We start from the raw sequence: 26,086 nt of genomic DNA, 5'->3' as shown, positions 1-26,086 counted from the left end.
TGCTAGCGCCCGCCGCCGCCGTTTCAATGTCACAACTGCGCGAGACGCGGCTATCGGTCGTCGCCGCCCGGTTCCGGGCCGGTTTGTGCCTCTTCTTCCAGCGATGCCTGCGCCGCTGCGGTCACCGCGTCGCGTTCCTCGTCGCTCAGGTCTTTGACCTTGCCGTCGGCCAGACGCACAGTGACCTCCCGATGGGCAAAACGGATTCCTTCGCGCTCGAACAAGGCTCGGATTTCCTCATAGACCTTCTTGCGCACCAGCCATTGATCCCCCGGCTTGGTCATGAACTTGACCCGGATGATCATAGCGGAATCCTGCATTTCAATCACGCCCTGCGATTTCAGCGGCTGGATAAAGTTGTCGCCGATCACCGGATCATCCAGCAGCGCGATTCCAAGCTTTTTGATCAGCTTGCGAACGCGTTCGACATCGGTGTCATAGGTCACCCGCAACGGCAACTTCATGATCACCCAGTCGCGGCTGTAGTTGGTCATCACCTGCAGCTCGCCAAAGGGAATAGTGTGCAGCGCGCCCAGATGGTGGCGCAGCTGGAACGACCGGACCGAGATTTTCTCGACCGTGCCCTTCACGCCGCCCACATCAAGGTATTCCCCCTTGCGGAAAGCATCGTCGAACAGAAAGAACGCGCCGGCAAAGATATCGCGCACCAGTGCCTGACTGCCAAAGCCGACGGCAACACCGACGATCCCCGCACCGGCGAACAGCGGGCCGACATTGATCCCGAATTCCATCAACACGATGAGGGCGATGGTCACGATCAGAACGATCAGGACAAAGTTGCGAAACAGCGGCAGCAGCGTTGCCAACCGGCTGGCAGAGGACGCGCCGCTGCCTTCGTCGCCCAGTTCCGCCTCGGGCTGGTCGGCGGTTTCGGCCTCGATCTTGCTGTCGATCCAGATGCGGAAGGCGTGATAGACGACGTAGCCGATAAACAGGATCACCATCACGTCCAGCAGCTTGTCCGCGTGGCTTTCGACCATCAACGTTGCTTCTGTGTCCCAGATATAGAAGAACGCATAGGCCCCCGTAACAAAGGCGAGGATACCGGCCACGCGCCGCGCCAGACCTTCAAAGCTGGTGAGACTTTGGCGTGGCACCATTGCGGCCTGTCTGTCAGCCTCGTCCAGCGACATGGTATCATCCGCTTGCGCTGTGCCGGCGGCCTCGGGCGCATCCTCGTCCAGGGCGGCATCAGCGCGCTTTTCGCGGCGCAGCTCGTTCAGGCGGCGTATCATGCGCGCGCGGGCAAAGCCGCGTTCAATAGCATAGTTGATCACGCCGTAGACCACGATAATCGACACCAGAATACCATAGGCCCCCGCGATCAGAGGCACGGAGCTTGGGTTCTCGAGCACCAGATCATAGGTCAGTTCGAACCAGGCAAAAATCGCGTAGGCCACCACCAGCGGTGCCCAGGCCCGCGACATAAAGCGCCCCACGGCGCTGCATTCCGACGCGGGCTTGCCCTGGCGCAGCGCGTTTGAAATGGGGCGGCGGTTGACCCAGATCATCAGAATATTCGCCACGACGATCGCCGCCGACATCAGGGAGGCGATGAAAGCATAGACATCATAATTCAGCCCCAGTTCAGCGATCCAGATACCGAACAGGATCGCGACGGTATCAAGGCTTGCCATCATCCACAGCCAGCGGTGCAGCCGTTTGGCGTCGCGGTCGCTGAACACGGGGATGCGGTATTGCGACAGGAAGGGTGACAGGATCATCCGCCACAGGCCCGCGGCCACGCGACAGACGAAATAGCCGATGTTGATCAGCGTGACAGTGAACTGGATCGCCGTGTCTTCAAGCGGTCCAAACAGCAGCGTGCCCAGAATATAGGCCACCACCATCGACACCAGAACGCCGATGACCCCCATGAAAAACCGAAACACCAGAAACGGCATCTTTTCGGTATAGCCGACGGGGTTCGCCTGCACTTTGGCGGTGACGAAGCCGCGTGCCATTCGCTTGCCGAACAGCTCTACCTCGACCACGGCCCCGACGCCAAACAGCGCGAGCGCCACCAGCAGCGTCTCACCAAAGGCCCAAAGCGTGCCATCCGGGCTGGCGGCCCGCAGGATATAGATCACCTCGTTGATCGCGTCGGGCAACTGAACGATGCGTTCGATCAAGGCAGTGCGGAACTGGTTGCCCCGTTCTTGCAGGTGCATCAGCGCAGAGGTTTCCTTGGCCAGCGCCGCCTCTTGCCGGTCGCCCTCGGTCGCTTGGGCAGATGCGGGCTGGTTCAACAACTGGCCCGCGCTATCGACGACCACCACGCTCACCCCGCTTTCAGCGGCTTGTCTGATGACCTCTTGCAGACGTGCGGCGTCGCCTTCCGCACCGCTGACGGCAGTTTCCTGCGCTGTTGGCAAAAGGGACAGAACCCCTTGCGCCGTCGCGGCGTTGGCAAAGGGCAAGACCCACAGCGACAAAAGAAGGGTGAAGATGAAATGCCGCATATGTCCTCGCTCATGGCCTTGGGGCGCAGTCCCAGAACGCTAAGCCACCCCCCGTGCCATTGCAATCTTAACCCCCCGGCCCCACCTACTCCCCCTGACGATGAACCGCGAAGGACGCCGAATATGACACGCGCCGCATCTTCCCACGGGCTTGGCCCGCTCAAACGCCGGTTTTCGCAGCCTATTCAAGGGCGCCGACGGCGGAAGGAGCTGAAATGCATGACATGTTCACCATAGATGCCTAAGGTATTCCTATTGGGCTGTTCGACCGGCAGACCAAGGTGATGTGAGTGTATTCGGTTTCTGGGTGCATCGGGCGGGACGGGTTCACCTGCCTTCGACAATAAACGCTTTCTAGCCGCCAGACTGATAGGTGCGGCCAAGGATATTTGACTAAGTTAGGATCGGCCCATGCGCCAAACGGTCTCGAACAACGCCCGCAATGGCAAACCAGCGCGGCGGGTGCTTTTCTATAGCCACGACACCTTTGGATTGGGCCACTTACGGCGGTCGCGCGCACTGGCTGCCGCCTTGATGGACGGCGACGAAGATGCCTCGGCCATCATCCTGACCGGATCGCCCGTCGCGGGGCGTTTCACCTTTCCCAAAGGCGTCGACCACATCCGCCTTCCGGGCGTGACGAAGCTTGCCGACGGCAGCTATGTGGCGCAAACGCTTGGCCTTGATATCGACGAGGTTACCTCCCTGCGGGCCGGTCTGATCCGCACCGCGATCGAGGAATACACCCCCGATCTGCTGATCGTGGATAAAGAGCCGACGGGCTTTCGCGGGGAACTGCTGCCCAGCCTTGACTGGCTGCGCGAGAATGGCACCACCAAAGTCGTGCTGGGCCTGCGCGACGTGCTGGACGAACCCGAGGTGCTGGCCGCCGAATGGGAACGCAAGGGCGCGGTTGAGGCGACCGAGAAATACTATGACGAGATTTGGGTCTACGGCATGCGAGATGTCTATGACCCGACCAAGGGGCTGCCCCTGTCGCAGGCGGCCCACGACCGGATGCATTGGACCGGCTACCTGCGCCGCGAGGCCCCGGACGAAACACCCCCCGCCGAAGAGCCCTATGTGCTGATTACCCCCGGCGGCGGCGGGGACGGTGCCGCGATGGTGTCGCTGGTGCTGGACGCCTACGAGCAAGACCCCGACCTGACGCCAAATGCCAAGCTGATCTACGGCCCCTTCCTGTCCGGCGACGTCCGCGACGCCTTTGACGCGCGGGTGGCCAAGCTGGGCGGACGGGTGACCGCGCTTGGCTTTGATAGCCGGATCGAACAGCTTTATGTCGGGGCTGAGGGCGTGGTTTGCATGGGCGGTTACAACACCTTCTGCGAGGTGCTGTCTTTTGACAAACGCGCCGTCATCGTGCCGCGCACCGTGCCCCGATTGGAACAATGGATCCGTGCCAGCCGCGCCGAAGAGCTTGGGCTTGTCCGAATGCTGGAAGAAACCCGTGATGGCATGACGCCGCAGGCGATGATCGCCGCAATCCGCAACTTGCCGCATCAGAACAAACCCTCGCAAGCCGGTGCAGACGGGCTGCTGGACGGGCTTGACGTGGTGGTTGAACGGGGCCGCGCCCTGATGGGCGGTGGCGCATGACCGACACCCCTGCCCCCCTCGCCCCCGCCCCCCTCGCCATTGTGGTCAAAGGCTGGCCCCGCCTGTCCGAGACCTTCATCGCACAAGAACTTGTCGCCCTTGAAGAAGCTGGTCTGCGGTTCGACATCTGGTCGCTGCGCCACCCGACCGATACGAAAACCCACCCGTTGCACGACCGGCTACAAGCGCGCGTGCGTTATTTGCCGGAATACCTGCGCGACGATCCCGAACGTGTGGCCGCAGCACAAGAGGCCACGAAAGCCATGCCCGGCTACGACGCGGCATGGGAGGTTTTCCAACAAGACCTTGCCCGCGATGACACCCCGAACCGCCGTCGCCGCTTTGGGCAGGCCTGCGTCATGGCACATGAGCTCCCCGCCGAGACCCGCGGCATCTATGCGCATTTCCTGCACACCCCGTCCTCGGTCGCGCGCTATGCCGCGATCCTGCGCGGACTACCGTGGAGCTTTTCTGCCCACGCCAAGGACATCTGGACCTCGCCCGAATGGGAGTTGCGCGAAAAGCTGGACCCCGCCAGCCACGGTGCCGCCTTTGGTGCCACCTGCACAGACTTTAACGCGCAACATCTGCGCAGTCTTAGCACCGCCCCGGACCGGATTGATCTGGTCTATCACGGGCTGGATCTGGCGCGTTTCCCCGAACCGCCAACCCGGGTCCAACGCGCCAAAAGCGATCCGTTCCAGATGATGTCTGTCGGGCGCATGGTCGAGAAGAAGGGCTTTGACAACCTGATCGACGCGCTGGCGCTGCTGCCGAATGAGTTTGACTGGCACTGGACCCATATCGGCGGCGGGGACCTGTCGGAACCGATGAAAGCACGCGCAGAAACGCACGGGATCAACGACCGGATCACTTGGCGCGGGGCCTGCGACCAGCCAGAGGTGATCGCGGCGATGCGCGCCGCCGATCTGTTCGTGCTGCCCTCGCGCATTGCCAAGGACGGCGACCGTGACGGGCTGCCCAATGTGCTGATGGAAGCGGCAAGCCAGAAGCTTCCGCTGCTCAGCACGCCCGTATCCGCCATCCCCGAATTCATCACCAGCGGCACCACCGGCGTGCTAAGCGACGATGCCCCCGCCGCCCTTGCCGAGGCGATGCAGCGTTTTGCGGAGGATCCATCGCTTGGCCCTCGGCTGGCCGAAGCCGCCCACGACCGGCTGCATGCAGAGTTCACCATGGCCCCCGGCATTCGCCAGCTACACAAACGGCTGACGGCCATGCTGGCACAGGGCGGCTGATGCGGCTTGCGTTCTACGCTCCGTTAAAGTCGCCTGATCATCCGGTACCCTCGGGGGATCGGGCGATGGCGCGTGGATTGATGGCCGCGCTGCAACGGGGGGGCGCGACGGTTACAGTCGCCAGCACCCTGCGCAGCCGCGACGGGGCGGGCGACAGCGCGGCGCAGGCCATGCTGTTCAATGCTGCCGAGGCCGAAGTGACCCAAGCCACCGCCCGCGGACGTACCGAAGACTGGCAGGCATGGATCACCTATCATAACTATTACAAGGCCCCCGACCTGATCGGCCCCGCCGTTGCCCGCGCCCTTGGCATCCCCTATCTGCTGGTCGAATCCAGCCGTGCGCGCAAACGGCTGACAGGCCCGTGGGCCGGTTTCGCCCTAGCCGCCGAGGCCGCAAGCGACGCGGCGGATGTGATCTTTTACCTCACGCACCGCGATGCCGAAACGCTGCGCCGCGATCAGACCGCGGGGCAGCGGCTGGTGCATCTGCCGCCGTTTCTCGCACAGGGCGCTTTGCCTCTGCCGTCCGCGCTGGATGGCCCGATGCTGGCTGTGGGTATGCTGCGCGACGGGGACAAACGCGCCTCGTATCAGATCATCGCGGAGACGCTGGCGCTGCTGCCAACAGACAGCTGGCGGTTGGATATCGCGGGTGACGGCCCCGCCCGCACCGAGATAGAGACGATGATGGCCCCCTTTGGCGATGCGGTTCGGTTTCTTGGGGAGCTTGATGCGACCGCCATGGCCGCCGCCTATCGCCATGCATCGCTGCTGTTCTGGCCCGGGGTGAACGAAGCCTTTGGCCTCGCCTATCTGGAGGCGCAGGCCGCGGGCCTGCCCGTCGTGGCCCAAGACCGCCCCGGCGTGCGCGATGTGCTGGCCCCTGCCTCCTATCCCGCGCCGGAAAGCGGCACTGCCCCGCTTGCCGCACAGATCACAGCGCTGCTGTCGGATACCACCCTACGCCACACACGCGCCCAAGCCGCCCGCGATTTTGTTGCGCAACATCATCTGCTTCCCACTGCCACCGCGACCTTGCTGGCGGGGTTAGAAAGCTGCGGGGTGCGCCCGTGATCCGGCTTGCCCTGCTCCGCCACGGGCATACAAGCTGGAACCGTGCGGGCCGCATTCAGGGGCGCACGGATATCCCGCTGGATGATGACGCCCGCGCCGGTCTGGCGGCGCTGGCATTGCCCGCGCCTTGGGACCGTGCCGATCTTGTGTCGAGCCCCCTGTCTCGCGCCGCTGAAACCGCCCGACTGGTCGCAGACCGCGCGCCGAAAACCGCGCCCGCGCTGATGGAGATGGACTGGGGCCAATGGGAAGGGCTGCACGGCGTGGACCTTAAGGCAGACCCCACCAGCGGGTTCCGCGATATCGAGGATTGGGGCTGGGGCTACACCCCACCCGGCGGCGAAAGCCCCGACAGCCTGCGCGAACGGCTGATCCCTTGGGCCAACAGCTTGACGCGCGATACTGTCGCCGTCTGCCATATCGGCGTGATGCGTGTTTTGCTGGCCCATGCGACCGGCTGGGGTTTCGCTGGCCCCGCCCCCTTTCAGATCAAGCGCAACCGCTTATATCTACTGGATATTTCACCCAAGGGTTGGACCGCCCACCCTGATCCCATCCGACTGGAGCCGCGCTTATGAAGGTCAGCATCGTCGTCACGCATCTGCTGGGCACCGGCCATCTGGCCCGCGCCCTGACCCTTGGTCGCGCCTATGGGGCGGCGGGGCATGATGTGCAGGTCGTCTCGGGCGGGATGCCCGCACCGCAGTTGAACAGCGACGGCGTTGACGTGGTGCAACTGCCGCCGCTGCGCTCTGACGGTGTGGATTTCGCACGGCTGCTGGATGAACATGGTGCGGTCGCGTCTGAAGCGTTGAAGGCCGCGCGGCGCGAGATGCTGATCGCCCACATCCAGACCCGCGCGCCCGATCTGCTGATCACCGAACTGTTCCCCTTTGGGCGCCGCACCCTCAAGGCAGAGTTCCTGGCCCTGCTTGACGCCGCAGATGCCCTGCCCACGCGCCCACTGATCTGCGCATCGGTACGCGATATCCTCGCGCCGCCATCCAAACCCGCCAAGGCGCAGCTGGCCGATGATCTGGTTGCGCAGTATTACGATGCGGTGCTGGTCCATGCGGACGAGGCCGTGACGCCGCTCTCGCTCAGCTGGCCGGTGTCGGACGCGATGCAGGGCAAGCTGCGCTATACCGGTTTCGTTGCACCGCCCCCCGCGAGCCCCCATCCCGACCGGCTTGGCGCGGGCGAGATTATCGTCAGCGCAGGGGGCGGCGATGTGGGCGCGCATGTGTTCGACACCTGCCGCGCCGCGGCCGCGCGTGATGCGGGGCGGGTCTGGCGCTTGCTGCTAGGGGGGCAGGATGCGGCCGCACGCAGTGCCGCGCTGATGCAGGATGCCCCCGCGAATGTGGTGATCGAACCGGCGCGCCCCGAATTCCGCCAGATGCTGTATCACGCCGCCGCCTCTGTCTCTTTGTGCGGCTACAATACCGCGCTGGATGTGCTGCAAAGCGGGGTGCGCGCGCTGTTTGTGCCCTTTGACGCCGGTAACGAGGTGGAACAAGGGCTGCGCGCCGATGCGCTGTCCGCGCTACCGGGGATCGAGGTGCTGCGCAGCGCTGATCTGACACCGGACAGGTTGCTATCCGCATTGGCAACTCTGCACGCCGCCCCGACTCGGCCTGCGCAGACAGACGGGTTTGACGGGGCCACGAGGACGGTCACCCTGACCGAGGCGATGCGAAAGGGCACGCGATGACCGTGTATTGGACCGCTCTTGACGCCGAGCTTGCAATATGGCGCACAGAAGGATTGCACCTGCCGATCTGGTGGCGCGATGATGATGCCATCGCCCCAACCCCCGCGCTGGATCGCCTTGCCGCACTGGCCGAGGATCTGACCCTGCCCGTGCATATCGCCGTGATCCCTAAACATGCAGAACCCGCGCTTGCCGCCTATAGCAAGGACCGTCCGCTGATCCGTCCGCTGGTGCATGGCTGGCAGCATATCAGCCACGCGCCCGACGGGGCCAAAAAGGCAGAGTTCGGACACCCGCGCCCCGATGCGGCCCACGAGCTCGCCCAAGCGCTGAACCGGATGCAACAGCTGTTTGGCGACGAGCTGTTGTCGATCTTTGTGCCGCCGTGGAACCGGTTGGACGATGGGTTGCTGCCGGTGTTGGCAGACGCAGGCTATGTCGGGGTGTCGACCTATCTGCCGCGGAACAACCGGATTGCCGCCCCCGGGTTGGTGCAGATCAACACCCATATCGATCCGATTTTCTGGCGCGGCACCCGCAGCCTTGTCCCGCCGGACACGCTGATTGCGGATATCACCAAACTGCTGCAGGACCGCCGCAAAGGGCTGACTGACCCGCAGGAACCCTTGGGATTTCTGACCCACCACCTGGTGCATGACGAAGATATCTGGGGGTTCACCCACGCTTGTCTGGCGCGGCTGCTGGACGGTGGGGCGGTGCCTGCACAGATGACAAGGCTGCCCTGACCTTTGGTGTCGTTCCAACGAAAAGGGGCGCATGAAGCGCCCCTTTTGGAATAATCGTCTTAGCTGTCCATCTTCAAAGCAGAGATAAATGCCTCTTGCGGGATGTCGACCTTGCCGAACTGGCGCATTTTCTTCTTACCCGCCTTCTGTTTATCCAACAGCTTGCGTTTCCGCGAGGCGTCGCCGCCGTAGCATTTCGCGGTCACATCCTTGCGCATTGCCGATAGGGTTTCGCGCGCGATCACCTTGCCGCCGATGGCCGCCTGAATAGGGATCTTGAACATGTGACGCGGGATCAGATCTTTAAGCTTTTCAACCATGGCACGGCCGCGCATTTCGGCGCGGTCGCGGTGCACCATAGTGCTCAGCGCATCGACAGGTTCGTCGTTAACCAGAATAGACATCTTGACCAGCGCATCCTGACGGTAGCCGATCATCTGATAGTCGAACGAGGCATAGCCCTTGGTCACCGACTTCAACCGGTCATAGAAGTCGAAAACCACTTCGTTCAGCGGCAGATCATAGACAACCATCGCGCGACTGCCCGCATAGGTCAGGTCCATCTGGATGCCGCGGCGGTCCTGACACAGCTTAAGCACGTCACCAAGATAGTCATCCGGCACAAGGATGGTCGCCTTGATGCGTGGTTCTTCGATGTGGTCCACGAAGGTCAGGTCGGGCATGTCGGCGGGATTGTGCAACTGCTCGACCGTGCCGTCTTTCATGTGGATGTCATAGATAACCGACGGCGCGGTGGTGATCAGGTCGATGTCATACTCGCGCTCGATCCGGTCACGAATGACTTCAAGGTGCAGCAGGCCAAGGAAGCCGCAGCGGAAACCGAAACCCAGGGCGGCGGATGTTTCCATCTCGAAGCTGAAAGACGCGTCGTTCAGCGCCAGCTTTTCGATACTGTCGCGCAGGTCTTCGAACTCGGCGGCGTCCACTGGGAACAGACCACAGAACACCACGGGCTGCGCTGGCTTAAAGCCCGGCAGCGGGGTTTCGGTGCCCTTTTTCTCGTGCGTGATTGTATCCCCGACCCGCGTGTCGCGGACCTGTTTGATCGATGCGGTCAGAAACCCGATCTCGCCGGGGTTGAGGCTGTCGATCTCGGTCATGGCGGGGCGGAAAACGCCGATACGGTCGACGTGGTGCACCGACCCGTTCTGCATCATGCGGATACGGTCGCCTTTTTTCAGCTGACCATCCATGATCCGCACCAGAACGATGACGCCCAGATAGCTGTCGTACCATGAATCGACCAGCATCGCCTTCAACGGCGCGTCCTGCGTGCCCTTTGGTGCGGGCAGCTTATGCACGATGGCTTCAAGCGTTTCGACAATGCCCTGACCTGTCTTGGCTGAAACACGGATCGCTTCGGAAGCATCGATCCCGATCACATCCTCGATCTGTTCCGCCACGCGGTCGCAGTCGGACGCAGGCAGGTCGATCTTGTTGAGAACCGGCACGATCTCGTGATCCGCATCAATCGCGTGATACACGTTGGCGAGCGTCTGCGCCTCTACGCCTTGGGTGCTGTCCACGACCAGCAGCGATCCTTCGACCGCGCGCATGGAGCGAGAGACCTCGTAGGCAAAGTCGACGTGACCGGGGGTGTCGATCAGATTGAGGATATATTCCTCGCCGTTCTGGGCGGTGTAGTTGATCCGCACCGTCTGGGCCTTGATCGTGATCCCGCGCTCGCGCTCGATATCCATCGAGTCGAGCATCTGCGCTTTCATATCGCGCAGGGAAACGGTGTTCGTCTCTTGGATCAGGCGATCGGCGAGCGTGGATTTACCATGATCGATGTGCGCGACGATGGAGAAATTGCGGATATGTGAAAGTGGTGTCATGAGGCAAGGATATGGTGCGGATTCAAGCGCTGGTCAATGGGCTGGATCGCCTGTTCCCCTTGATCCTTAGGGCATTTGACGCACGTCGGCGGATTTACCTGCATTCTGATCGCAAACGTCAAAGGGGGGATGCGATTTTTTCGCGGTTACCTGCCATGCAGAAACCGCATACCGCCGCCAGCACCAATATATCAAGGCGCTTGGCGGTACTGCGCGGTACCGCCCCCTTTAGCAATGTTGCAACACCGGCATTTCGTATGGCTGCCTTATGGTTTTATCCCGCGGGCGGCGGCGTTAGATCGGCCTTCTCAAATGGTCTGCACCCTTGCAGATCGGGCGAATAAGGAATTTTGAGATGAAGATGAAACACTCGCTTGGCACAGTGACCGTTGCAGCCCTTGGTCTGGCGTCGCTTCCCGCACTGGCACAGGCCCAAGAAGGCCCCGTCTGGGACGTTTACGGCCAACTGAACTTTGGCATTCTGAGCGTTGACGATGGTGAAGACACAAACACCACGTTTATCGACAACGACAACTCCAACAGCCGCGTTGGTCTGACCATGACCCAAGCGCTGCAAAACGGGTCCGAACTGCGTCTGACCTTCGAAGCAGGCCTTGGCCTGACCGGGTCCTCCGCCATCAATGGCGACGACGACAGCCTGGATTTCGACTACCACCGCACCGAACTGCGCAAACTGGACCTGACATACCGCACGCCAAACGCGGGTATCTTCTCGTTTGGTCAAGGCAGCACGTCGACAGATGGCTCGGCCGAAGCTGACTTCTCGGGCACCGGTGTTGCCGCCTATGTGGGCATCAGCGACATCGCGGGCAGCCAGCAACTGCGTTTCGCGGATGGCACCCTGTCCACCGTCACAATCGGGAACACCAACGGCTCTTTCGACGGCAGCCGCCGTTTCCGCGTGCGCTATGACACACCTGTGTTCAACGGCTTCTCCGCATCGGTTTCCTACGGTCAGGAAGTCCTGAGCTCGGGCGATGACAACGACTACACCGATGTCGGCACACGCTACGTTCAAGACTACGGCGACTATTCGGTCGACGCGCGCTTGGGCTATTCGTTCCGCGACACCAGCAACGATCTGGTCATGGGCTCCGCCGCTGTTCTGCACCAACCTACCGGTCTGAACCTCGCGGTTTCCGCAGGTCGCCGCGTTGCGGGTGACGCAGACTACGCCTACATCAAAGCGGGCATCACCCGTGATTACATCGCAGCGGGTTCGACATCCTTCTCCGTTGATTACTACGACGGGAACGACTTTGTTGTCGCAGGGTCCAGCACCTCTTCCGTGGGTGTCGCCGTTGTTCAGCGCCTCGACGCATACAATACCGAGCTTTACGCAACACACCGCACCTATGACTTCGACGATCCGTCGGCCTCCTATCAGGATCTGGACGTGACCTTCGTTGGTGCGCGCTGGAAGTTCTAAGCAACACACGCCTTTGCCCGACCTGTTCGGGCAAAGGCATTTCCGTTTTGCGCCCTCAATCGTGAATTGCTCAATCTGCAGTTTTCCGGCATAAATGCCAGCAGCAGTTAGGGCAGCCTCGGGATCAACCCGGCGTCCGAGAGATGAGGCAAAACGATGGTACGACTTTTCACGATGATCTGTGTTGTTGGCACGCTGGCCGCTTGCGGCGGACCGCGCGGCTATAACCCCAGCGGCGGCTTTGGCCGGGGCGCTGTCTTGTTCGCCACCGGGCCGATCCACAACGCCTGCATGAAATCGGGGCGCAAACAGGCGAGCGCGGCGCGCTGCGGCTGTATCCAGGCCGTTGCCGACAAAGAGCTTTCTTCGTCAGAACAGCGCCGTGGCGTACGCGTTTTCTCGGACCCTCACAGCCTGCAAGAGGCGCGCCAGTCCGACCGCAAAAGCGACAATGATTTCTGGGCTGTATGGAAAGCCTATGGCCAGACAGCATCGACCCTGTGCAGCGCCACCTAAGACCGTGACACCGGCGGCAGGGGCACGCCCCTGCCCTAAATCTGTGGCCGCGAAGGCGGGCCGAAACGGTCAATCAGCCGGTCTTTGATCTGATCACGGGCGGCGCGGTATTGCGCGATCTTGGCATCGCGCGTCTCCCCCAGCCCTGTCGGGTCGAGGATCGGCCAATATTCCACAGTCAGATGATAGAACCGCGTCAGTTCCAGCGCGCGGCGTTGGCTGGCGGGGCTCAGCGCGATGATCAGATCGAAAGAGCTCAGATCATCGCCCCAATTCTCCATCTCGTCGAAACTGCGGGACCGGTGGCGGGAGAGTTCCACGTCCAGCTCTTGGCACACCGCGATAGAGAAACCATCGATTTCCAGATCGTTCATCACGCCGACGGATTGCACATAGGTGCCCGTGCCGTAGAACTTTTTCATCAACCCTTCGGCCATAGGCGACCGCACCGCGTTGTGATCGCAGCAAAACAGCACCGATTGGGGCAGTTTCTGGGTCATCTAGCCGCCGTAGTGCAGAACGCAGATGAGGGTGAACAGGCGGCGGGCCGTGTCTGTATCGATCTCGGCCTTGCCTTCAAGCCGCTCTTGCAACACCCGAGAGCCTTCGTTGTGGATCCCGCGCCGTGCCATATCGATGGTCTCGATCTGCGAGGGGGCGGATTTCTTGACCGCCTCGAAATAGGATTCGCAAATCTGGAAATAGTCTTTGACAACCTGCCGGAACGGCCCCAGCGACAGATGGAATTCCGCCGCCTTTTCAGCGCTTTCGGTGTTCACATCGAAGACCAGCCGTTTGTCACGGATCGACAGGCCCAGATGGTACGGCCCTTGTGGCACCGGGCGATCATCGCGCGACGGCAGGGTAAAGACGTTGTCCTCCAGCAGATCAAACATGGCGACCTTGCGCTCTTGCTCTATCTCGGGCGTGGGCGGGGGCAGGTTCGCGTCGTCAAGCGCGATATGCGTGATCCGGGACATGGGGACGTCTCATTTAGTGTCTATCCCGCCGACCTTAGACCGGGCGGCGGGGTTCTACAATTGACATCGGCGGGCCGGGCAAAGGGCCGTTGCGTCAGTCGTTCAGTTTGCGCAGCCTTGCGGTGACCGACAGACCGTGCGCCTCAAGGCTTTCGGATCGCGCCAGTCGTTCCGCCGACGGGCCGATCGCGCGCAGCGCGTCCGGCGTCATCCGTGCCAGTGTCGTGCGCTTCATAAAGTCCAGCACCGACAGCCCGCTGGAAAACCGTGCAGAGCGTGCCGTGGGCAGCACGTGGTTCGGCCCGCCGACGTAATCGCCAATCGCCTCGGGCGTCCATTGCCCAAGGAAGATCGCCCCCGCGTGGGTGATCTGCGCGCTCAGCGCATCCACATCCGCGACGCAAAGTTCAAGGTGTTCAGGCGCGATACGGTTGCTCAGCTTGGCGGCTGTCGCCAGATCCGGCACGGTAATGATTGCCCCGTTCTCGCGCCAGCTGGTGCCCGCAATCGCGCGCCGTTCCAGCGTTTCCAACCGCGCATCCACAGCATCCGACACCGCGCGGCCAAACGCCTTGTCCGTGGTGATCAGGATCGATTGAGCGCTTTCGTCGTGTTCGGCCTGGCTGAGCAGATCAAGCGCGATCCAGTCAGCATCGTTGTCCCCATCCGCGATCACGAGAATTTCGGACGGGCCCGCGATCATGTCGATGCCCACCTTGCCAAACACCCGCCGTTTCGCGGCAGCGACATAGGCATTGCCGGGGCCGGTGATCTTGTCGACGGGGGGAATCGTGTCGGTGCCATAGGCCAGCGCCGCCACCGCCTGCGCCCCACCGATGCGGTAAATCTCATCGACGCCTGCCAGCCGCGCAGCCAGCAACACCAGCGGGTTCAGCACCCCGTCCGGCGTTGGCACGACCATCGCAAGCCGTTCTACCCCTGCGACCTTGGCCGGGATCGCGTTCATCAAGACAGAGGAAGGATAGCTTGCCAGACCACCGGGCACATAAAGCCCTGCGGCGGATACCGCGCTCCACCGCCAGCCGAGCGTGGCACCGGCGTCGTCCTGCCACTGCGCATCCTCGGGCAGCTGCCGTTCGTGATAGGCACGGATACGCGCCGCAGCGAGTTCAAGCGCTGTGCGATCCGCGTCCGAGACTTCGGCAACCGCGGCGTCAACTTCAGCAGCATTGATGCGCAGGGTGTCGGGGGTCAGCGCGATGCGGTCGAACTTCTGGGTCAGCTCGATCACCGCGGCATCGCCCTTGGACCGCACCTGTGCGATGATCTCGGCCACCGTGTCGTCCACGTCGGGGCTGTCTTCACGCTTGGCAGAAAGCAGCGCGGTGAACGCCTGTTCGAAATCGGGCTGATCGAAGTCTAGGAATTGAGGCATCGGATGTCCTTTGCAACGTGCAATGGGCTTTGAAGGGATGCCACGCGGGCGACCCGCACGGCAAAGAATGTGGAAGAACGCTTAGGCCGGATGTTCCGGCAGCTTGCGCGACGGGGCCACATAGGGGCGCGTCACATCCTTCAAGGTCACATCCAGCGCTTCGACCGTCAGCCGGATCACACCGTCCCCCGCGAGGGTCAGCAGCACGTCGCCCGAGGGCGCATCGGTTTCGGTGAACTCGATCTGCAACAGCGACAGGATGGTATCCGCATCCCCCTTGTTCACGCCTTGGCTGGACACGCGCTGCACGTTGCTGAACATCAAGATTGTTTGCACGCGTTCCGGGGCGTGGCGCGATTTGCCCGCGTCTTCCCACCGCACGCGGTTCAGCAGCAGGGCAAAGCGCCCCTCTTTTTGCAGCCAGCGCATTTCCGATCCCGGAAACACAGCATCCTGCGCCAGCGAGGAGATCACCTTGAGGTCATCGGCATCCAGCGCGCCGAGGTTCAGCGGGGCTTCGCGCCCGTCTTCGAAACGTGCATCTTCGGTCATTGGTCTTTGATCCGTTCAATATTTGCGCCCACGCCGCGCAGTTTCGCCACCACATGTTCGTACCCGCGATCCAGATGGTAGACACGGCTGACGCGCGTTTCGCCTTCGGCGGCCATACCGGCAAGGATCAGAGAAATCGATGCGCGCAGATCGGTCGCCATCACCGGCGCACCTTTCAGCTTTTTGACGCCGTGCACCGTCGCGGTGCCGCCGTGGACCTCGATATCGGCCCCCATGCGGATCAGCTCGGGCGCGTGCATAAAGCGGTTCTCGAAGATTTTTTCTTCCAGCACCGAGGTACCGTCCGCCGTACACAGCAGCGCCATCATCTGGGCTTGCAGGTCGGTGGGGAAACCGGGGAAAGGTTCGGTCGTGACATTCACCGCGTTGATCACGCCATTGCGCCGCGCGACTTTCAGACCTTTGTCCGTCTCGGTCACGTCGATCCCTGCCGCGTCAAGTTTCTCGCAGAAAGCCGACAGCAGGTCGATGCGCCCGCCCAGCAATTCAACCTCGCCACCACACATCGCCGGGGCGAGCATATAGGTGCCCAGTTCGATCCGGTCGGTCACAACACGGTGGGTCGCCCCATGCAGGCGGTCAACGCCCTGAATCTCGATCCGGCTGGTGCCGTCGCCATCAATCTGCGCGCCCATAGCACGCAAACAATCCGCGAGATCCACGATCTCGGGCTCGCGCGCGGCGTTGTTGATCACCGTCGTGCCCTTGGCCAAGGTCGCAGCCATCATAATGTTCTCGGTCGCGCCGACAGAGGCAAAGGGGAAGTCGATGACCGCACCTTTCAATGCCCCGCCTTGCGCCTTGGCGTGCAGATAACCATCACGCAAGTCGATCTCTGCGCCCATCAGCGCCAGACCGTCGGTGTGAATATCCATCGGACGCGCACCAATCGCGCAGCCGCCCGGTAGCGATACCTGCGCGTGCCCTTCGCGGGCCAGCAGCGGCCCCAGCACGAGGTTCGACGCACGCATCTTGCGAACGATGTCATATTCGGCGCGCGTGTTGATCTCGCCATGACACGACATCGCCAGAACCTGACCGTCCTGCATCGATGTCACCTTTGCCCCCAGGGACCGCAGCAATTCGGTCATGGTGCGGATGTCGGACAGGCGCGGTGCGTTGGTCAGTGTCAGCGGCTCTTCGGACAGCAGGGTCGCGGGCATAAGCGTCAGACAGGCGTTCTTGGCCCCCGCAATCGGAATTTGTCCCGACAGCGCACCGCCGCCTTTGACCACAATCGAATCCATCCTTCAGCCTTCCTTGGTTTGGCCGGTCGGCCCGTTATCTGTCTGCGCGTTATTATTTTGCGTGTCGTCGCTTTGGCTTTTGTCGCTGCGCGCACGCGCTTGCGCCTTGCGTCGGCCCATATTGGCTTTCAGCGCGGCTTTCAGCCTGTCTTCCCGCAATACATTGGGTTTTGGCGGCTTTTGTGGGGCGGTATCCTTTGACATGTCGATTGTCTAGCGCAGCGGACCGATATGGTCCAGATTACGCTTGCACCATATTGCGAATGGGTCTAATCACCCGCCCACAGTGCTGGAGTAGCTCAGTGGTAGAGCGCGTCATTGGTAATGACGAGGTCGGGAGTTCAATCCTCCCCTTCAGCACCAGATCCCCCCTTTAAACATATCGCTTTGCCCTGATGCCTTATTTATCTGGCGTTGCGGTTTTGGCATGTGCCATGGATGCGCCTGAAGTCGTCGCAGCGCCCCCTGCCCCGAAACATCCCGAATCACGATGGCATAAGAAAACCCCGACCGCTTGCGCCGCCGGGGTTTTGATTTTCACGTGAAGCAATTTAGCCGCGATATGTCAGACCGGCAAACAGACGGCCCTGATCGCGGTGGCGACCCCCGTGGACCGACCCTGCGACAGATGCCACACCGGCAATCAGCGACGCGGCGGCCAGCACAAAGGCGGTCAGGATACCGGCGTTACGCGCGGTTTGCGCAGCTTCAACCGCTGCTTCTTTCGCCTCTGCTGCAGCTTGTTCAGCCTCGGCCTTGGCAGCGGCTACAGCGTCTTCGACTTCCTGACGTGCTTCCTGCGCCTGGGTCACGATCTGATCCACACGCTCTTTCGCCTGGGCCTGGGTCAGATCGGTGCGTGCAGCAACAGCGCCGGCAAGATAGGTCCGGTCTTCCTCGCTCACCTCACCCGTGCGGTAGATATTGGCGACAATGCTGGCGGTCTGCTCTGCCAATTGCTCGGGGTCGGCTGTCAGGGGGTCGACCTGATTGGGGCGCAAAAGCTGGTTCGACAGGTAATCTGTCGGATCATTCTTGGCCTCATCCGGGATTGCAGCACCCGCCGCATCAGCCAGTCCGAAGGCAGCACCTCCCACGGCAGAGCCCGCAGCTTCGACGACCGTACCAGCCGCTTTGCCTGCACCCGTAGCAACATTGCCCGCGGTATTGGCTGCAAAGCTCAGCGCGCTGGATAGCATCACGGCGGTGATCACAGAGCCGAGGCCCCAAACAACCAGACCGTTGATCCCGTCACGTGCAGTGACTTCATCATCCGTAGCGCTTTCGACGCGGCGGCGCATGCGGCCCGCGATATAACCACCGGCCAAATAGGAGGCGACCAGCGTGATCACCATCCACAGCGCGGTCAACACCAGTTCAAGCGTCGATGAATTGTCGGTACCGTCCAGCGTAATCGACGACAGGCCAAGTGCCGCGCCGAAGGTGGTCAGCAAGAGGCCGATCGCCACAGCGACAACAGTGCCCGCGAAAATTGCGGGCCAGTCGACATAGGATCCATCGGCAGTTTTTTCAGTAAGTGTCGTGTTCATGTAAATGCCTCCCCGGCGTTTGATTACGCCAAGCCGACCAGCGACAGCACCGCCATAACCACGACCACAAGACCAACGAGATAAATGATACCGCCCATTTTGAATATTTCCTCTTTGCGTGCCAGACGCGGGATGCACTGGCTTCACAAAGGCAACGTCAGGGAACCGGCATAGTTCCGCTGACCGCGCAAATTACCCGCATTGCGGGAGATGACAACGTGAGCGGGACGGGCAGTGACTACGGGTCGCCCTGCCACGTACCGTCAAAGATCATCTCGTCCACGGGGAGCCGTTTGCTCCAGCCTTTCACCTCAAGTTCGGGCGTCTGGTAAAGCTCGTCCACGTGGCCCAGACAGAGGTAGCCGACGATCTCTATCCGGTCGGGTATCTTCAGCAGGTCACGCAGATCGGCATCGCGGAACACGCTGACCCAGCCCATCCCGATGCCCTCGGCGCGGGCGGCAAGCCAGAAGGTTCTGGATCGCGCAGACGGTGCTATAAAGATCCATGTTTTGATTATGGGTGCGCCCCAGCACGACCTTGCCGCCACGGCTGCGGTCACAGGTCACGCAGATATTGACCGGTGCCTTGCGGATGCCTTCGAGCTTCAGCGACCTGTAGCTTGTCTGGCGGTCGCCCTCGAACATCTGGGCGGCTTCCTCGTTGGCGCGGTTGAAGGCTTGCCAGACCTGATCGCGTGCGGCCTGATCCCGGATGACGATGAAATTCCACGGCTGTGACAACCCGACGGACGGTGCGTGATGCGCGGCGGTCAGTATGCGGTGCAACACTTCCTCGGCCACTGGATCGGGTAAAAACTGATCGCGTACATCGCGGCGGGTAAAGATTGCCTTGTAGACGGCGTCGCGTTCAGCATCTGAAAAAGGCGCGGCGGGTGCCAGCGCAGAGGGTATCGGCATTGTTCAGTCCCCAACAATACGTTTATGCGCCAATCCCGCTGTCCATGCGGGGCAAGCTGTACTGTCTGGCCGGTCTTCTGACTTAGGGTCGTCTGGTCCGCGCGCCTTCCCGGAATAGTCCAGTGGCCTATGCGCAAACCATCCCCATTACAGCGTTGGGCACGTGCCGGAGTTTCACCAGCTTCCCGATTCTTCCGCGAGGCGGACACCAGACCCGGCCATTGGGCCACGGCTGTCCGCCCGGAACAAGCCCTAACGCGGGGATCAGCCGCGTTTGGTTGCGAAAATCTTCTTCATTACGGCGTCGAACTCGTTCCACGAGATGACGGCCTTGTTGCCTGCATAGCCGTGATAATAGGATCGCCCGTTAGAGGTCGGGAAACCGGCCCAGATACGTGCGAGGTTTTCCATAAAGCGGTGGCGGCTGATCTTGCCCTTCTTGAACGCGTTAAACCCCGCATCGACCAAAAGGATATCCGCCAGCCCGTCCTGGACCGCCGAGGTAAAGCGGTCATTCTTGCTTAGCCCCGCCTGTCGCACCAGACTGCGCAGCGTGGATGGAATGAACTGGTATCGACCGATGGCATGCGGTTGGCCCGGCGTGCGGTCTATCCAGCGGTAGATCTCGCCGATGGTCATTTGCGTCGGACGCTGTGGCGGCAGCCGTTTGGCCCCGTATTGCACGGCGTCATAGCCCTTTGGACCCGCCTCGGCCCAAGCGATGAGGCTTTTGAGGTCCGCGGCAGTGCTGACCCCGCTGAGCTCTTGGAAAGACCGGCTGCGGCTGCTCACGGTTTTGGACCGGACCTGCGCTTTGGGCTGGATCTTATGGCGCAGCTTGATCTGGCCCTGCCCTGCGGACTGCATGACGTTGAACGAGATGTCGCTTTGCATGGCAGAGCGCGCACCGGACAGGCTGAACCCTTCGGCGCTGACAGTGGTAGCGGCCAGAAGTGCCGCGGTTGCGATAATCGGTAGTGTGCAAGTAACTTTCATATCATCCCCCATGATGAAAAAATTTGTCATGGGACCATGGTGACCGCAGACGCCCGCGCTTTCATTTGCGCAAGCAGGTGGGTCGGGGCCATGGACGGATAGGACGGCATATCTTTTGGGATAGGGCGCTATCCCGCGGTGCGGTTGCCCCCTCCGTTCAGACGGGCTTGGGCATTGCGGCACGCGGATCCGCCCCGGTGTTTCACCCGAATCCAAAGAGGGGATTCGCGGTAAAACACGGAAAAAACGCATAGCCCGCGACCCGCAAACGGGGCGTCAAGCCCGCATCCGGGGGCTAAGCCATGATATTCATTTACTTAATTCCCGCGCAGCGGTGGTCGTTTTGTCGGAGTTGCGCTATGATTAGTCGCAAATACATAAAATGGAGAGCATCTAATGACAGATGAAACGTCGCCGGGTATCCCGACACCCGACGGGGCCGCTGCCGTAATCGACACGGATTACGAGATCGGCCAAGACAACAAAGAAGGCAGCGTGGGGCCCTTCGGCTTCGACATTCACAACCCGGTCTTCGCGATCTCGGGTGTGTGTATTGTTGCCTTTGTATTCTATACACTCGCGCTGCCCGAACAGTCTGGCGCGCTGTTCACATGGCTGTTCTCGTCGGTGACAAAGGGCTTTGACTGGTTCTTTATCTCTGCCGGCAACATCTTTGTGCTGTTCTGCCTGTTCCTGATCATCACGCCTTTGGGCCGTGTGCGTCTTGGCGGGGCCGAAGCAAGCCCCGACTACACCTACCTTGGATGGTTCTCAATGCTGTTCGCGGCGGGCATGGGCATCGGTCTGATGTTCTATGGCGTCTCTGAACCGCTATCGCATTTCTCGAGCTCCATGGGTGGCACTGCTGTTGGCGAAGACGGCCTGCGCACCGATTGGGCTCCTTTGGGCGCGGCCGCGGGCGATCAGGCCGAAGCCGTTCGTCTGGGTATGGCGGCCACGATCTACCACTGGGGCCTGCACCCCTGGGCGATCTATGCCGTTGTTGGTCTGGCGCTGGCGCTGTTCAGCTATAACAAGGGTCTTCCCCTGACCATCCGCTCTGCCTTTTACCCGATCCTGGGGGAACGCGTCTGGGGCTGGCCCGGTCACGTGATCGACATTCTCGCCGTATTTGCAACGCTCTTTGGTCTGGCGACATCGCTTGGTCTGGGTGCCACCCAAGCCAACGCGGGCTTGAACGAGCTCTTTGGTGTGGCGGTTGGTCCAACAACACAGGTTCTGCTGATCACCGGCATCACCGCGATTGCGACCGTGTCCGTGCTGCGCGGCCTTGATGGCGGGGTCAAAGTCCTGTCAGAGATCAACATGGGTCTGGCGTTTTTGCTGCTGGCCTTCGTGCTGCTGGTCGGACCGACGCTGGCGATCCTGTCGACCTTCGGGTCATCGCTGCTGGCCTATGTGGAATATCTGCCCGGTCTGTCCAACCCCGTTGGCCGTGAAGACGTGAACTTTATGCAGGGCTGGACATCGTTCTACTGGGCATGGTGGATCAGCTGGTCCCCTTTCGTCGGCATGTTCATCGCCCGCGTCAGCCGTGGCCGTTCGGTCCGCGAATTCCTGACCTGCGTTCTGCTGATCCCGAGCCTCGTTTGCGTCCTGTGGATGAGCGTCTTTGGTGGCATGGCAATCGATCAGGTGATCAGCGACGGCTACACCGCCGCGCAAGAAGCCGAGCTGCCACGCCAGCTGTTCGCCATGCTGGATGCGCTGCCACTTGCCGGGATCACATCGCTGATCGGTATCGTCTTGGTCATCGTGTTCTTCGTGACCTCGTCTGACTCCGGCTCGCTGGTGATCGATACGATCACGGCAGGCGGCAAGGTCGACGCACCTGCGCCACAGCGCGTGTTCTGGTGCATCTTCGAAGGTGCCGTAGCGATCGTATTGCTGCTGTCTGCAGGCGGGCTCAAGTCGCTTCAGTCGATGGTTATCTCAACCGGATTGCCCTTTACTGTGGTGCTGCTGTTCCTGTGCTACGCAATCTTCCGCGGCCTGCGCGCCGAGATGAAGACGCAATAACGCACCCCTAACCGACCTTTGTGCTTTGCCGGTCAAAGCGCCTCATACCCCCCGCCGCCCGGTGCTGCGGGGGGTATTCTTTTGCACGACACAGACAAACAAAACCACGACCAAAGTATTCCGACTAAAACTGTCGGATTGACATACCCTATAATTTCAATCAGGTTTATGGAAACGTCTAGCCACCCCGCGTGCGATCACGGGGACGCCCGACACATATGATGTGAGGAGTCCCACGATGAGACCATTCCCCAGAACGCAAACTGCCGTTCACCGTCAGGACCAAGCCGCAGGGCTGCCTGATGATCGGTGCCGCGTGCAACGTTCCTTTTCCATGACCATTGATAGAGCAGCCCTATGACATTTCATGCCCCCCCAAAGACCCAAGCCCCGATGAACGCGCTGGCGACCTACTCTGCCCGCGACCTGACCGAAGGCGGAGATCTGGCCCAAATCGTGCTGGATACCCAGACCTACACCTTGCGAATCACACGCGCTGGCAAATTGATCCTGACCAAATGAATGACGCACATCAGCACCCCGGCGGTGCCCCGGTAGGGTTCATCACAGAGTTGGACAGCCTTCAGGCCGCGTCGGTCATCTATTTGCGGATGTGGTGTGACGGGCCTGACGCACAGGAAAAAGTCAGCAGCGATTTTGCAAGCGTCCTCGGCCATACCAACGGGAGCAAGGCGCTCGCTACGTTTGAACAGCTATGCTCGCTTTGTGCACGGTTCGGGCGGCGGCCTTTGATGCGCCATTCGGTCACGTGCAAATGTCTGGGATCGGACGAATCCTGCTTTGCGAACTTCATCGCGACAGCCACGGACGGACAGCGCGAAGACGCGATGCTGATCGCGACCCTGCTGGTCCGCGCCGATATGGCCCCGCTGGTGGCATCGCTTGCTGCGGATTTCGGGCTGGCGCTCAAACGGATGCGCCTGAGCGCACCAAGCGAGGTCGCGCAAATGGAAGCAGCACCGACACTCCATTAACGGGCGTTTCCCGCGCCCGATTGACGCCTTATGTGCAACGCTACAACCCATTGAAATTTTTGTAAGGTTGCCGAAGTTTAATACTTGATTGTTTTTATCAGCCTTAGTAACCCGCCCGTGAATAGGTAGCCAATCGTCCAGACCAGCCCCCTAAAAACAGCCCGAATGGGCAATGACGAGGGCGATATGACTCAGACGAAAACACCACACAGCTTGCGTGGCCACACGGCCAGCCGCAGCATCGGCATGATGACGGCCGCCGCCATCGGCGCGACGTCTCCTGCAGCACTTTATGCGCAATCCAGCGACGAGCCGCTGCTGCTTCCCGGCATCGAGGTTGAAACCTCCGAGCCGCAGGCCGCGAAGCCTAAGCCACAACCCGCCAAGAAACGCGCCGCGGCGGCCCCTGCCCCCCGCGCGACACCGGCACCCGCCCCTGCACCCGTCGTGGCCGAGGCCCCCGTTGCTGCTGCCCCCGCCGCGCCCGTCGCTGGCGAGAACGGTCTGTCGCCCTACGCCAACCCCGAAGCCGGATATCAGGCCGTTCAATCGGGCAACTCGCTGCTGACGCAACCGCTGGTCGATACACCACGCACCGTTACCGCAGTCACCCAGGAAGTGCTGCGCGACAAGAACGCGACATCGGTGCGTGAGCTCGCCCGCACCACCCCCGGCATCACATTGGGCACCGGCGAAGGCGGCAACGCATTCGGCGACGTTCTGTTCATCCGCGGCTTCCGGTCCTCCAACGACGTCTTCATCGACGGCGTGCGTGATTCCGGTGTCGCCGTGCGCGAAACATTCATGGCCGAACAGGTCGAGATCACCAAAGGCCCGTCGGGCTCCATCGGTGGCCGCTCGACCACCGGCGGCGCGGTCAATCTGGTGACCAAAAAGGCGCAGGATACGGACTTTGTCAAAACCACCACGACCTTTGGCACCGCCGATCTGGCGCGTCAGGAAGTCGACTGGAACAAGGTCTGGAACGACCGCTTCAAGACCCGCATCGGTGCCGTCGCCCAAGTCAGCGACGTTGCCGGCCGCGACGGGAGCAAAGACGACCGTCTGGGTCTGTCCATCGCTGCCGAATACGAGGCGACCGACCGTCTGACACTGGATTTCGAAGCCTACCAGCTGCAAATGAAACAGATGCCAGACTGGGGCGTGCCATGGGATGGCACCAACGGCGTACCCTTCACCGAATCCGCTGCAGGCCGTCCGACGCTGGACCGTGACACCTTCTACGGCAACCCAGACCGCGATTTCCACGATGCGACACAAAGCGTTGCCACCTTCGGCGCGACCTTTGAAATCACCCCGGGCATGACCTTCACCAACCGCTCCCGTCTCAGCCGGACCGAGAACGACTATATCGTGTCGGCACCTGAGCGCCCTGACACCTCGGATGCCGATCCGCAGAACTGGACGCTGACGGCCTCCCCCAAAAGCCGGTATCAGGTCAACGAAGTGGCGTCGAACACCAGCGAGCTTTCCTTTGGTTTCAACACCGGGTCGGCGCGCCATGACATGATTGCGGGCTTCGCGCTTTCGCGTGAAGAGATCAGCCAGCGCGGCTATGTCGGCCTATCCTCCGAAGTGGGGGGCGGCACTGCCGAGGACCGTCTCGAGGGGTGCTCTGTCGCGATCTACAACCCCGATGTCAGCGGCTGTTCCACAGCGACACCTGTCCGCAGCGCCGATGCGACGCTGACCGATGTCACCACACGGTCGCTGTATCTGAACGACACGATGACCTTTAATCCGCAGTGGCAGTTGAACCTTGGTGCCCGTCTGGATGACTACAGCGTCAGCCGGACCACCACGGAAGCCGGTGCCGATACGTTGTCGCGCGATGACACTATGTTCAACTGGAATGCCGGTGTTGTCTGGAAACCCCGCGACAACGGGTCGATCTACCTGTCCTATGCCACCTCCACCAATCCTGTCGGGGATGAACTGGACGCAGGCGGCGGCAGCTACAACGGGATCGATTCCTCGAACCTGCTGCTGGAGCCTGAAGAAAACACCGCGATTGAACTGGGCACCAAATGGCAGTTCGGCAATCTGACCGCCACCGCTGCGCTGTTCCAAACCACCAAGGACAATGCCCGTGAAAGCACAGGCGGCCGCGGCGCACCTGTTGTGACCACCGCGACTGGTGAATACCGCGTCCGCGGGATCGAGCTGGGCTTTGGCGGCAACATCACCGAAAAGCTGAGCCTGTTCGGCGGTGCGACCCTGATGGACAGCGAAGTGCTGAAAAGCAGCAACCCCGACAACGTTGGCGAAGAGTTCGCGAATATCGCGCACGAACAGTTCAACGTACTGGCCCGTTACGACTATAACGACCAGTGGAGCTTTGGCGGCCAAGCCACATGGCGCGGCAGCGTTCAGGGCGGCACATTCGCGGCCACCAACGGCAACGAGCTGCCCAGCTACTGGCGCTTTGACCTGATGGCGGATTACCACATCACGGATGATGCCTCGGTCAACTTCCGCATCGATAACGTGCTGGACGAAACCTACTATGACGCGCTGTACCGCTCCGGCACGCCGTTCGTCTATGTGGCACCGGGTCGCTCTGCATCCATCTCGGTCAGCATGAAGTTCTAAACCACACACCAAGGCTGGCGGCGCAGACCCGCGCCGCCAGCCGATCCCCTCGAAAG

The 26,086-nt window shown here is 61.5% G+C and carries 22 protein-coding genes, 1 tRNA gene, 1 pseudogene and 1 riboswitch; of the genes and pseudogenes, 13 read left to right on the top strand and 11 right to left on the bottom strand.

Going from position 1 to position 26,086, the window contains the following annotated elements; genetic code table 11:
- Positions 1–50: 50 nt before the first annotated feature.
- Complete coding sequence (locus SJY36_RS03560) at positions 51–2,483, bottom strand: mechanosensitive ion channel family protein (protein ID WP_386173015.1); 2,433 nt, start codon at positions 2,481–2,483, stop codon at positions 51–53.
- A gap of 411 nt (positions 2,484–2,894) precedes the next feature.
- Here SJY36_RS03560 and SJY36_RS03555 point away from each other — a divergent pair, with 411 nt between their 5' ends.
- The 6 genes from SJY36_RS03555 (at position 2,895) to SJY36_RS03530 (ending at position 8,895) form a co-directional block, all read left to right on the top strand.
- Positions 2,895–4,100 (top strand): glycosyltransferase family protein, encoded by a 1,206-nt coding sequence (locus tag SJY36_RS03555; RefSeq protein WP_288960862.1) that lies wholly within the window; start codon positions 2,895–2,897, stop codon positions 4,098–4,100.
- Positions 4,097–5,359, top strand: coding sequence for a glycosyltransferase family 4 protein (locus SJY36_RS03550; RefSeq protein ID WP_386173012.1), 1,263 nt, complete (start codon positions 4,097–4,099; stop codon positions 5,357–5,359). Before SJY36_RS03555 ends, SJY36_RS03550 begins: the two co-directional genes overlap by 4 nt.
- A 65-nt stretch (positions 5,360–5,424) precedes the next feature.
- Complete coding sequence (locus tag SJY36_RS03545) at positions 5,425–6,435, top strand: glycosyltransferase family 4 protein (RefSeq protein WP_386173010.1); 1,011 nt, start codon at positions 5,425–5,427, stop codon at positions 6,433–6,435.
- On the top strand, positions 6,432–7,013 hold the full coding sequence (locus tag SJY36_RS03540) for a histidine phosphatase family protein (protein WP_386173008.1): 582 nt from the start codon (positions 6,432–6,434) through the stop codon (positions 7,011–7,013). The genes SJY36_RS03545 and SJY36_RS03540 overlap by 4 nt, the downstream gene beginning before the upstream one ends.
- Positions 7,010–8,149 (top strand): glycosyltransferase family protein, encoded by a 1,140-nt coding sequence (locus tag SJY36_RS03535; RefSeq protein ID WP_386173006.1) that lies wholly within the window; start codon positions 7,010–7,012, stop codon positions 8,147–8,149. Before SJY36_RS03540 ends, SJY36_RS03535 begins: the two co-directional genes overlap by 4 nt.
- Positions 8,146–8,895 (top strand): polysaccharide deacetylase family protein, encoded by a 750-nt coding sequence (locus SJY36_RS03530; protein ID WP_386173004.1) that lies wholly within the window; start codon positions 8,146–8,148, stop codon positions 8,893–8,895. The genes SJY36_RS03535 and SJY36_RS03530 overlap by 4 nt, the downstream gene beginning before the upstream one ends.
- Positions 8,896–8,954: 59 nt before the next feature.
- On the opposite strand, the gene lepA is transcribed toward SJY36_RS03530, so the two are convergent.
- Positions 8,955–10,754: a translation elongation factor 4 gene (gene lepA / locus SJY36_RS03525; RefSeq protein WP_037963537.1), complete on the bottom strand. Its 1,800-nt coding sequence runs from the start codon at positions 10,752–10,754 to the stop codon at positions 8,955–8,957.
- A gap of 355 nt (positions 10,755–11,109) precedes the next feature.
- On the opposite strand from lepA, the gene SJY36_RS03520 reads away from it, so the two are divergent.
- Together SJY36_RS03520 and SJY36_RS03515 are read left to right on the top strand one after the other, a co-directional pair.
- The gene (locus tag SJY36_RS03520) at positions 11,110–12,204 is read left to right on the top strand and encodes a porin (RefSeq protein WP_386173002.1); all 1,095 of its coding nucleotides are present in this window, start codon (positions 11,110–11,112) and stop codon (positions 12,202–12,204) included.
- Between the two features lie 156 nt (positions 12,205–12,360).
- Positions 12,361–12,720 (top strand): hypothetical protein, encoded by a 360-nt coding sequence (locus SJY36_RS03515; protein ID WP_107277672.1) that lies wholly within the window; start codon positions 12,361–12,363, stop codon positions 12,718–12,720.
- A gap of 35 nt (positions 12,721–12,755) precedes the next feature.
- Here the strand turns inward: SJY36_RS03515 and SJY36_RS03510 are convergent, their stop codons facing one another.
- The 6 genes from SJY36_RS03510 to SJY36_RS03485 form a co-directional block, all read right to left on the bottom strand.
- Positions 12,756–13,220: a low molecular weight phosphatase family protein gene (locus tag SJY36_RS03510; RefSeq protein WP_005851897.1), complete on the bottom strand. Its 465-nt coding sequence runs from the start codon at positions 13,218–13,220 to the stop codon at positions 12,756–12,758.
- Positions 13,221–13,700, bottom strand: a complete 480-nt coding sequence (locus SJY36_RS03505; RefSeq protein WP_009826222.1) for a UPF0262 family protein — start codon at positions 13,698–13,700, stop codon at positions 13,221–13,223.
- Positions 13,701–13,794: 94 nt separating this feature from the next.
- Complete coding sequence (gene hisD, locus SJY36_RS03500; RefSeq protein ID WP_386172999.1) at positions 13,795–15,096, bottom strand: histidinol dehydrogenase; 1,302 nt, start codon at positions 15,094–15,096, stop codon at positions 13,795–13,797.
- A gap of 81 nt (positions 15,097–15,177) precedes the next feature.
- The gene (locus SJY36_RS03495; RefSeq protein ID WP_005851890.1) at positions 15,178–15,648 is read right to left on the bottom strand and encodes a DUF2948 family protein; all 471 of its coding nucleotides are present in this window, start codon (positions 15,646–15,648) and stop codon (positions 15,178–15,180) included.
- Entirely contained in the window at positions 15,645–16,916 is a 1,272-nt protein-coding gene (gene murA, locus SJY36_RS03490; RefSeq protein ID WP_386172997.1) for a UDP-N-acetylglucosamine 1-carboxyvinyltransferase, read from the bottom strand. Before murA ends, SJY36_RS03495 begins: the two co-directional genes overlap by 4 nt.
- A gap of 3 nt (positions 16,917–16,919) precedes the next feature.
- Entirely contained in the window at positions 16,920–17,120 is a 201-nt protein-coding gene (locus SJY36_RS03485) for a hypothetical protein (RefSeq protein WP_009826219.1), read from the bottom strand.
- A gap of 84 nt (positions 17,121–17,204) precedes the next feature.
- Here SJY36_RS03485 and SJY36_RS03480 point away from each other — a divergent pair.
- Positions 17,205–17,279: transfer RNA gene (locus SJY36_RS03480), tRNA-Thr, on the top strand.
- Between the two features lie 188 nt (positions 17,280–17,467).
- Here the strand turns inward: SJY36_RS03480 and SJY36_RS03475 are convergent.
- The 3 genes and pseudogenes from SJY36_RS03475 to SJY36_RS03465 form a co-directional block, all read right to left on the bottom strand.
- Positions 17,468–18,466, bottom strand: a complete 999-nt coding sequence (locus tag SJY36_RS03475) for a hypothetical protein (protein WP_386172995.1) — start codon at positions 18,464–18,466, stop codon at positions 17,468–17,470.
- A gap of 238 nt (positions 18,467–18,704) precedes the next feature.
- A pseudogene (bluB, locus tag SJY36_RS03470) lies at positions 18,705–19,386 on the bottom strand (5,6-dimethylbenzimidazole synthase).
- A gap of 49 nt (positions 19,387–19,435) precedes the next feature.
- A riboswitch (cobalamin riboswitch) is annotated at positions 19,436–19,614 on the bottom strand.
- Positions 19,615–19,650: 36 nt separating this feature from the next.
- On the bottom strand, positions 19,651–20,412 hold the full coding sequence (locus SJY36_RS03465) for a hypothetical protein (protein ID WP_180828813.1): 762 nt from the start codon (positions 20,410–20,412) through the stop codon (positions 19,651–19,653).
- Positions 20,413–20,778: 366 nt separating this feature from the next.
- Here SJY36_RS03465 and SJY36_RS03460 point away from each other — a divergent pair, with 366 nt between their 5' ends.
- From SJY36_RS03460 to SJY36_RS03445, 4 genes are all read left to right on the top strand, one after another.
- On the top strand, positions 20,779–22,422 hold the full coding sequence (locus SJY36_RS03460; RefSeq protein ID WP_386172993.1) for a BCCT family transporter: 1,644 nt from the start codon (positions 20,779–20,781) through the stop codon (positions 22,420–22,422).
- Between the two features lie 357 nt (positions 22,423–22,779).
- Positions 22,780–22,944, top strand: a complete 165-nt coding sequence (locus SJY36_RS03455) for a hemin uptake protein HemP (protein WP_386172991.1) — start codon at positions 22,780–22,782, stop codon at positions 22,942–22,944.
- Entirely contained in the window at positions 22,941–23,417 is a 477-nt protein-coding gene (locus tag SJY36_RS03450; protein WP_005851872.1) for a hypothetical protein, read from the top strand. The genes SJY36_RS03455 and SJY36_RS03450 overlap by 4 nt, the downstream gene beginning before the upstream one ends.
- A 186-nt stretch (positions 23,418–23,603) precedes the next feature.
- Positions 23,604–26,030, top strand: a complete 2,427-nt coding sequence (locus SJY36_RS03445; protein WP_386172989.1) for a TonB-dependent receptor — start codon at positions 23,604–23,606, stop codon at positions 26,028–26,030.
- The last annotated feature ends 56 nt before the right edge of the window (positions 26,031–26,086 follow it).

This window comes from Sulfitobacter sp. R86518 (assembly GCF_042466275.1).
GTDB classification, from domain to species: domain Bacteria; phylum Pseudomonadota; class Alphaproteobacteria; order Rhodobacterales; family Rhodobacteraceae; genus Sulfitobacter; species Sulfitobacter pontiacus.
The sequence above is the reverse complement of the archived record's forward strand: the minus strand, read 5'-3'. Positions and strand labels throughout refer to the sequence as shown.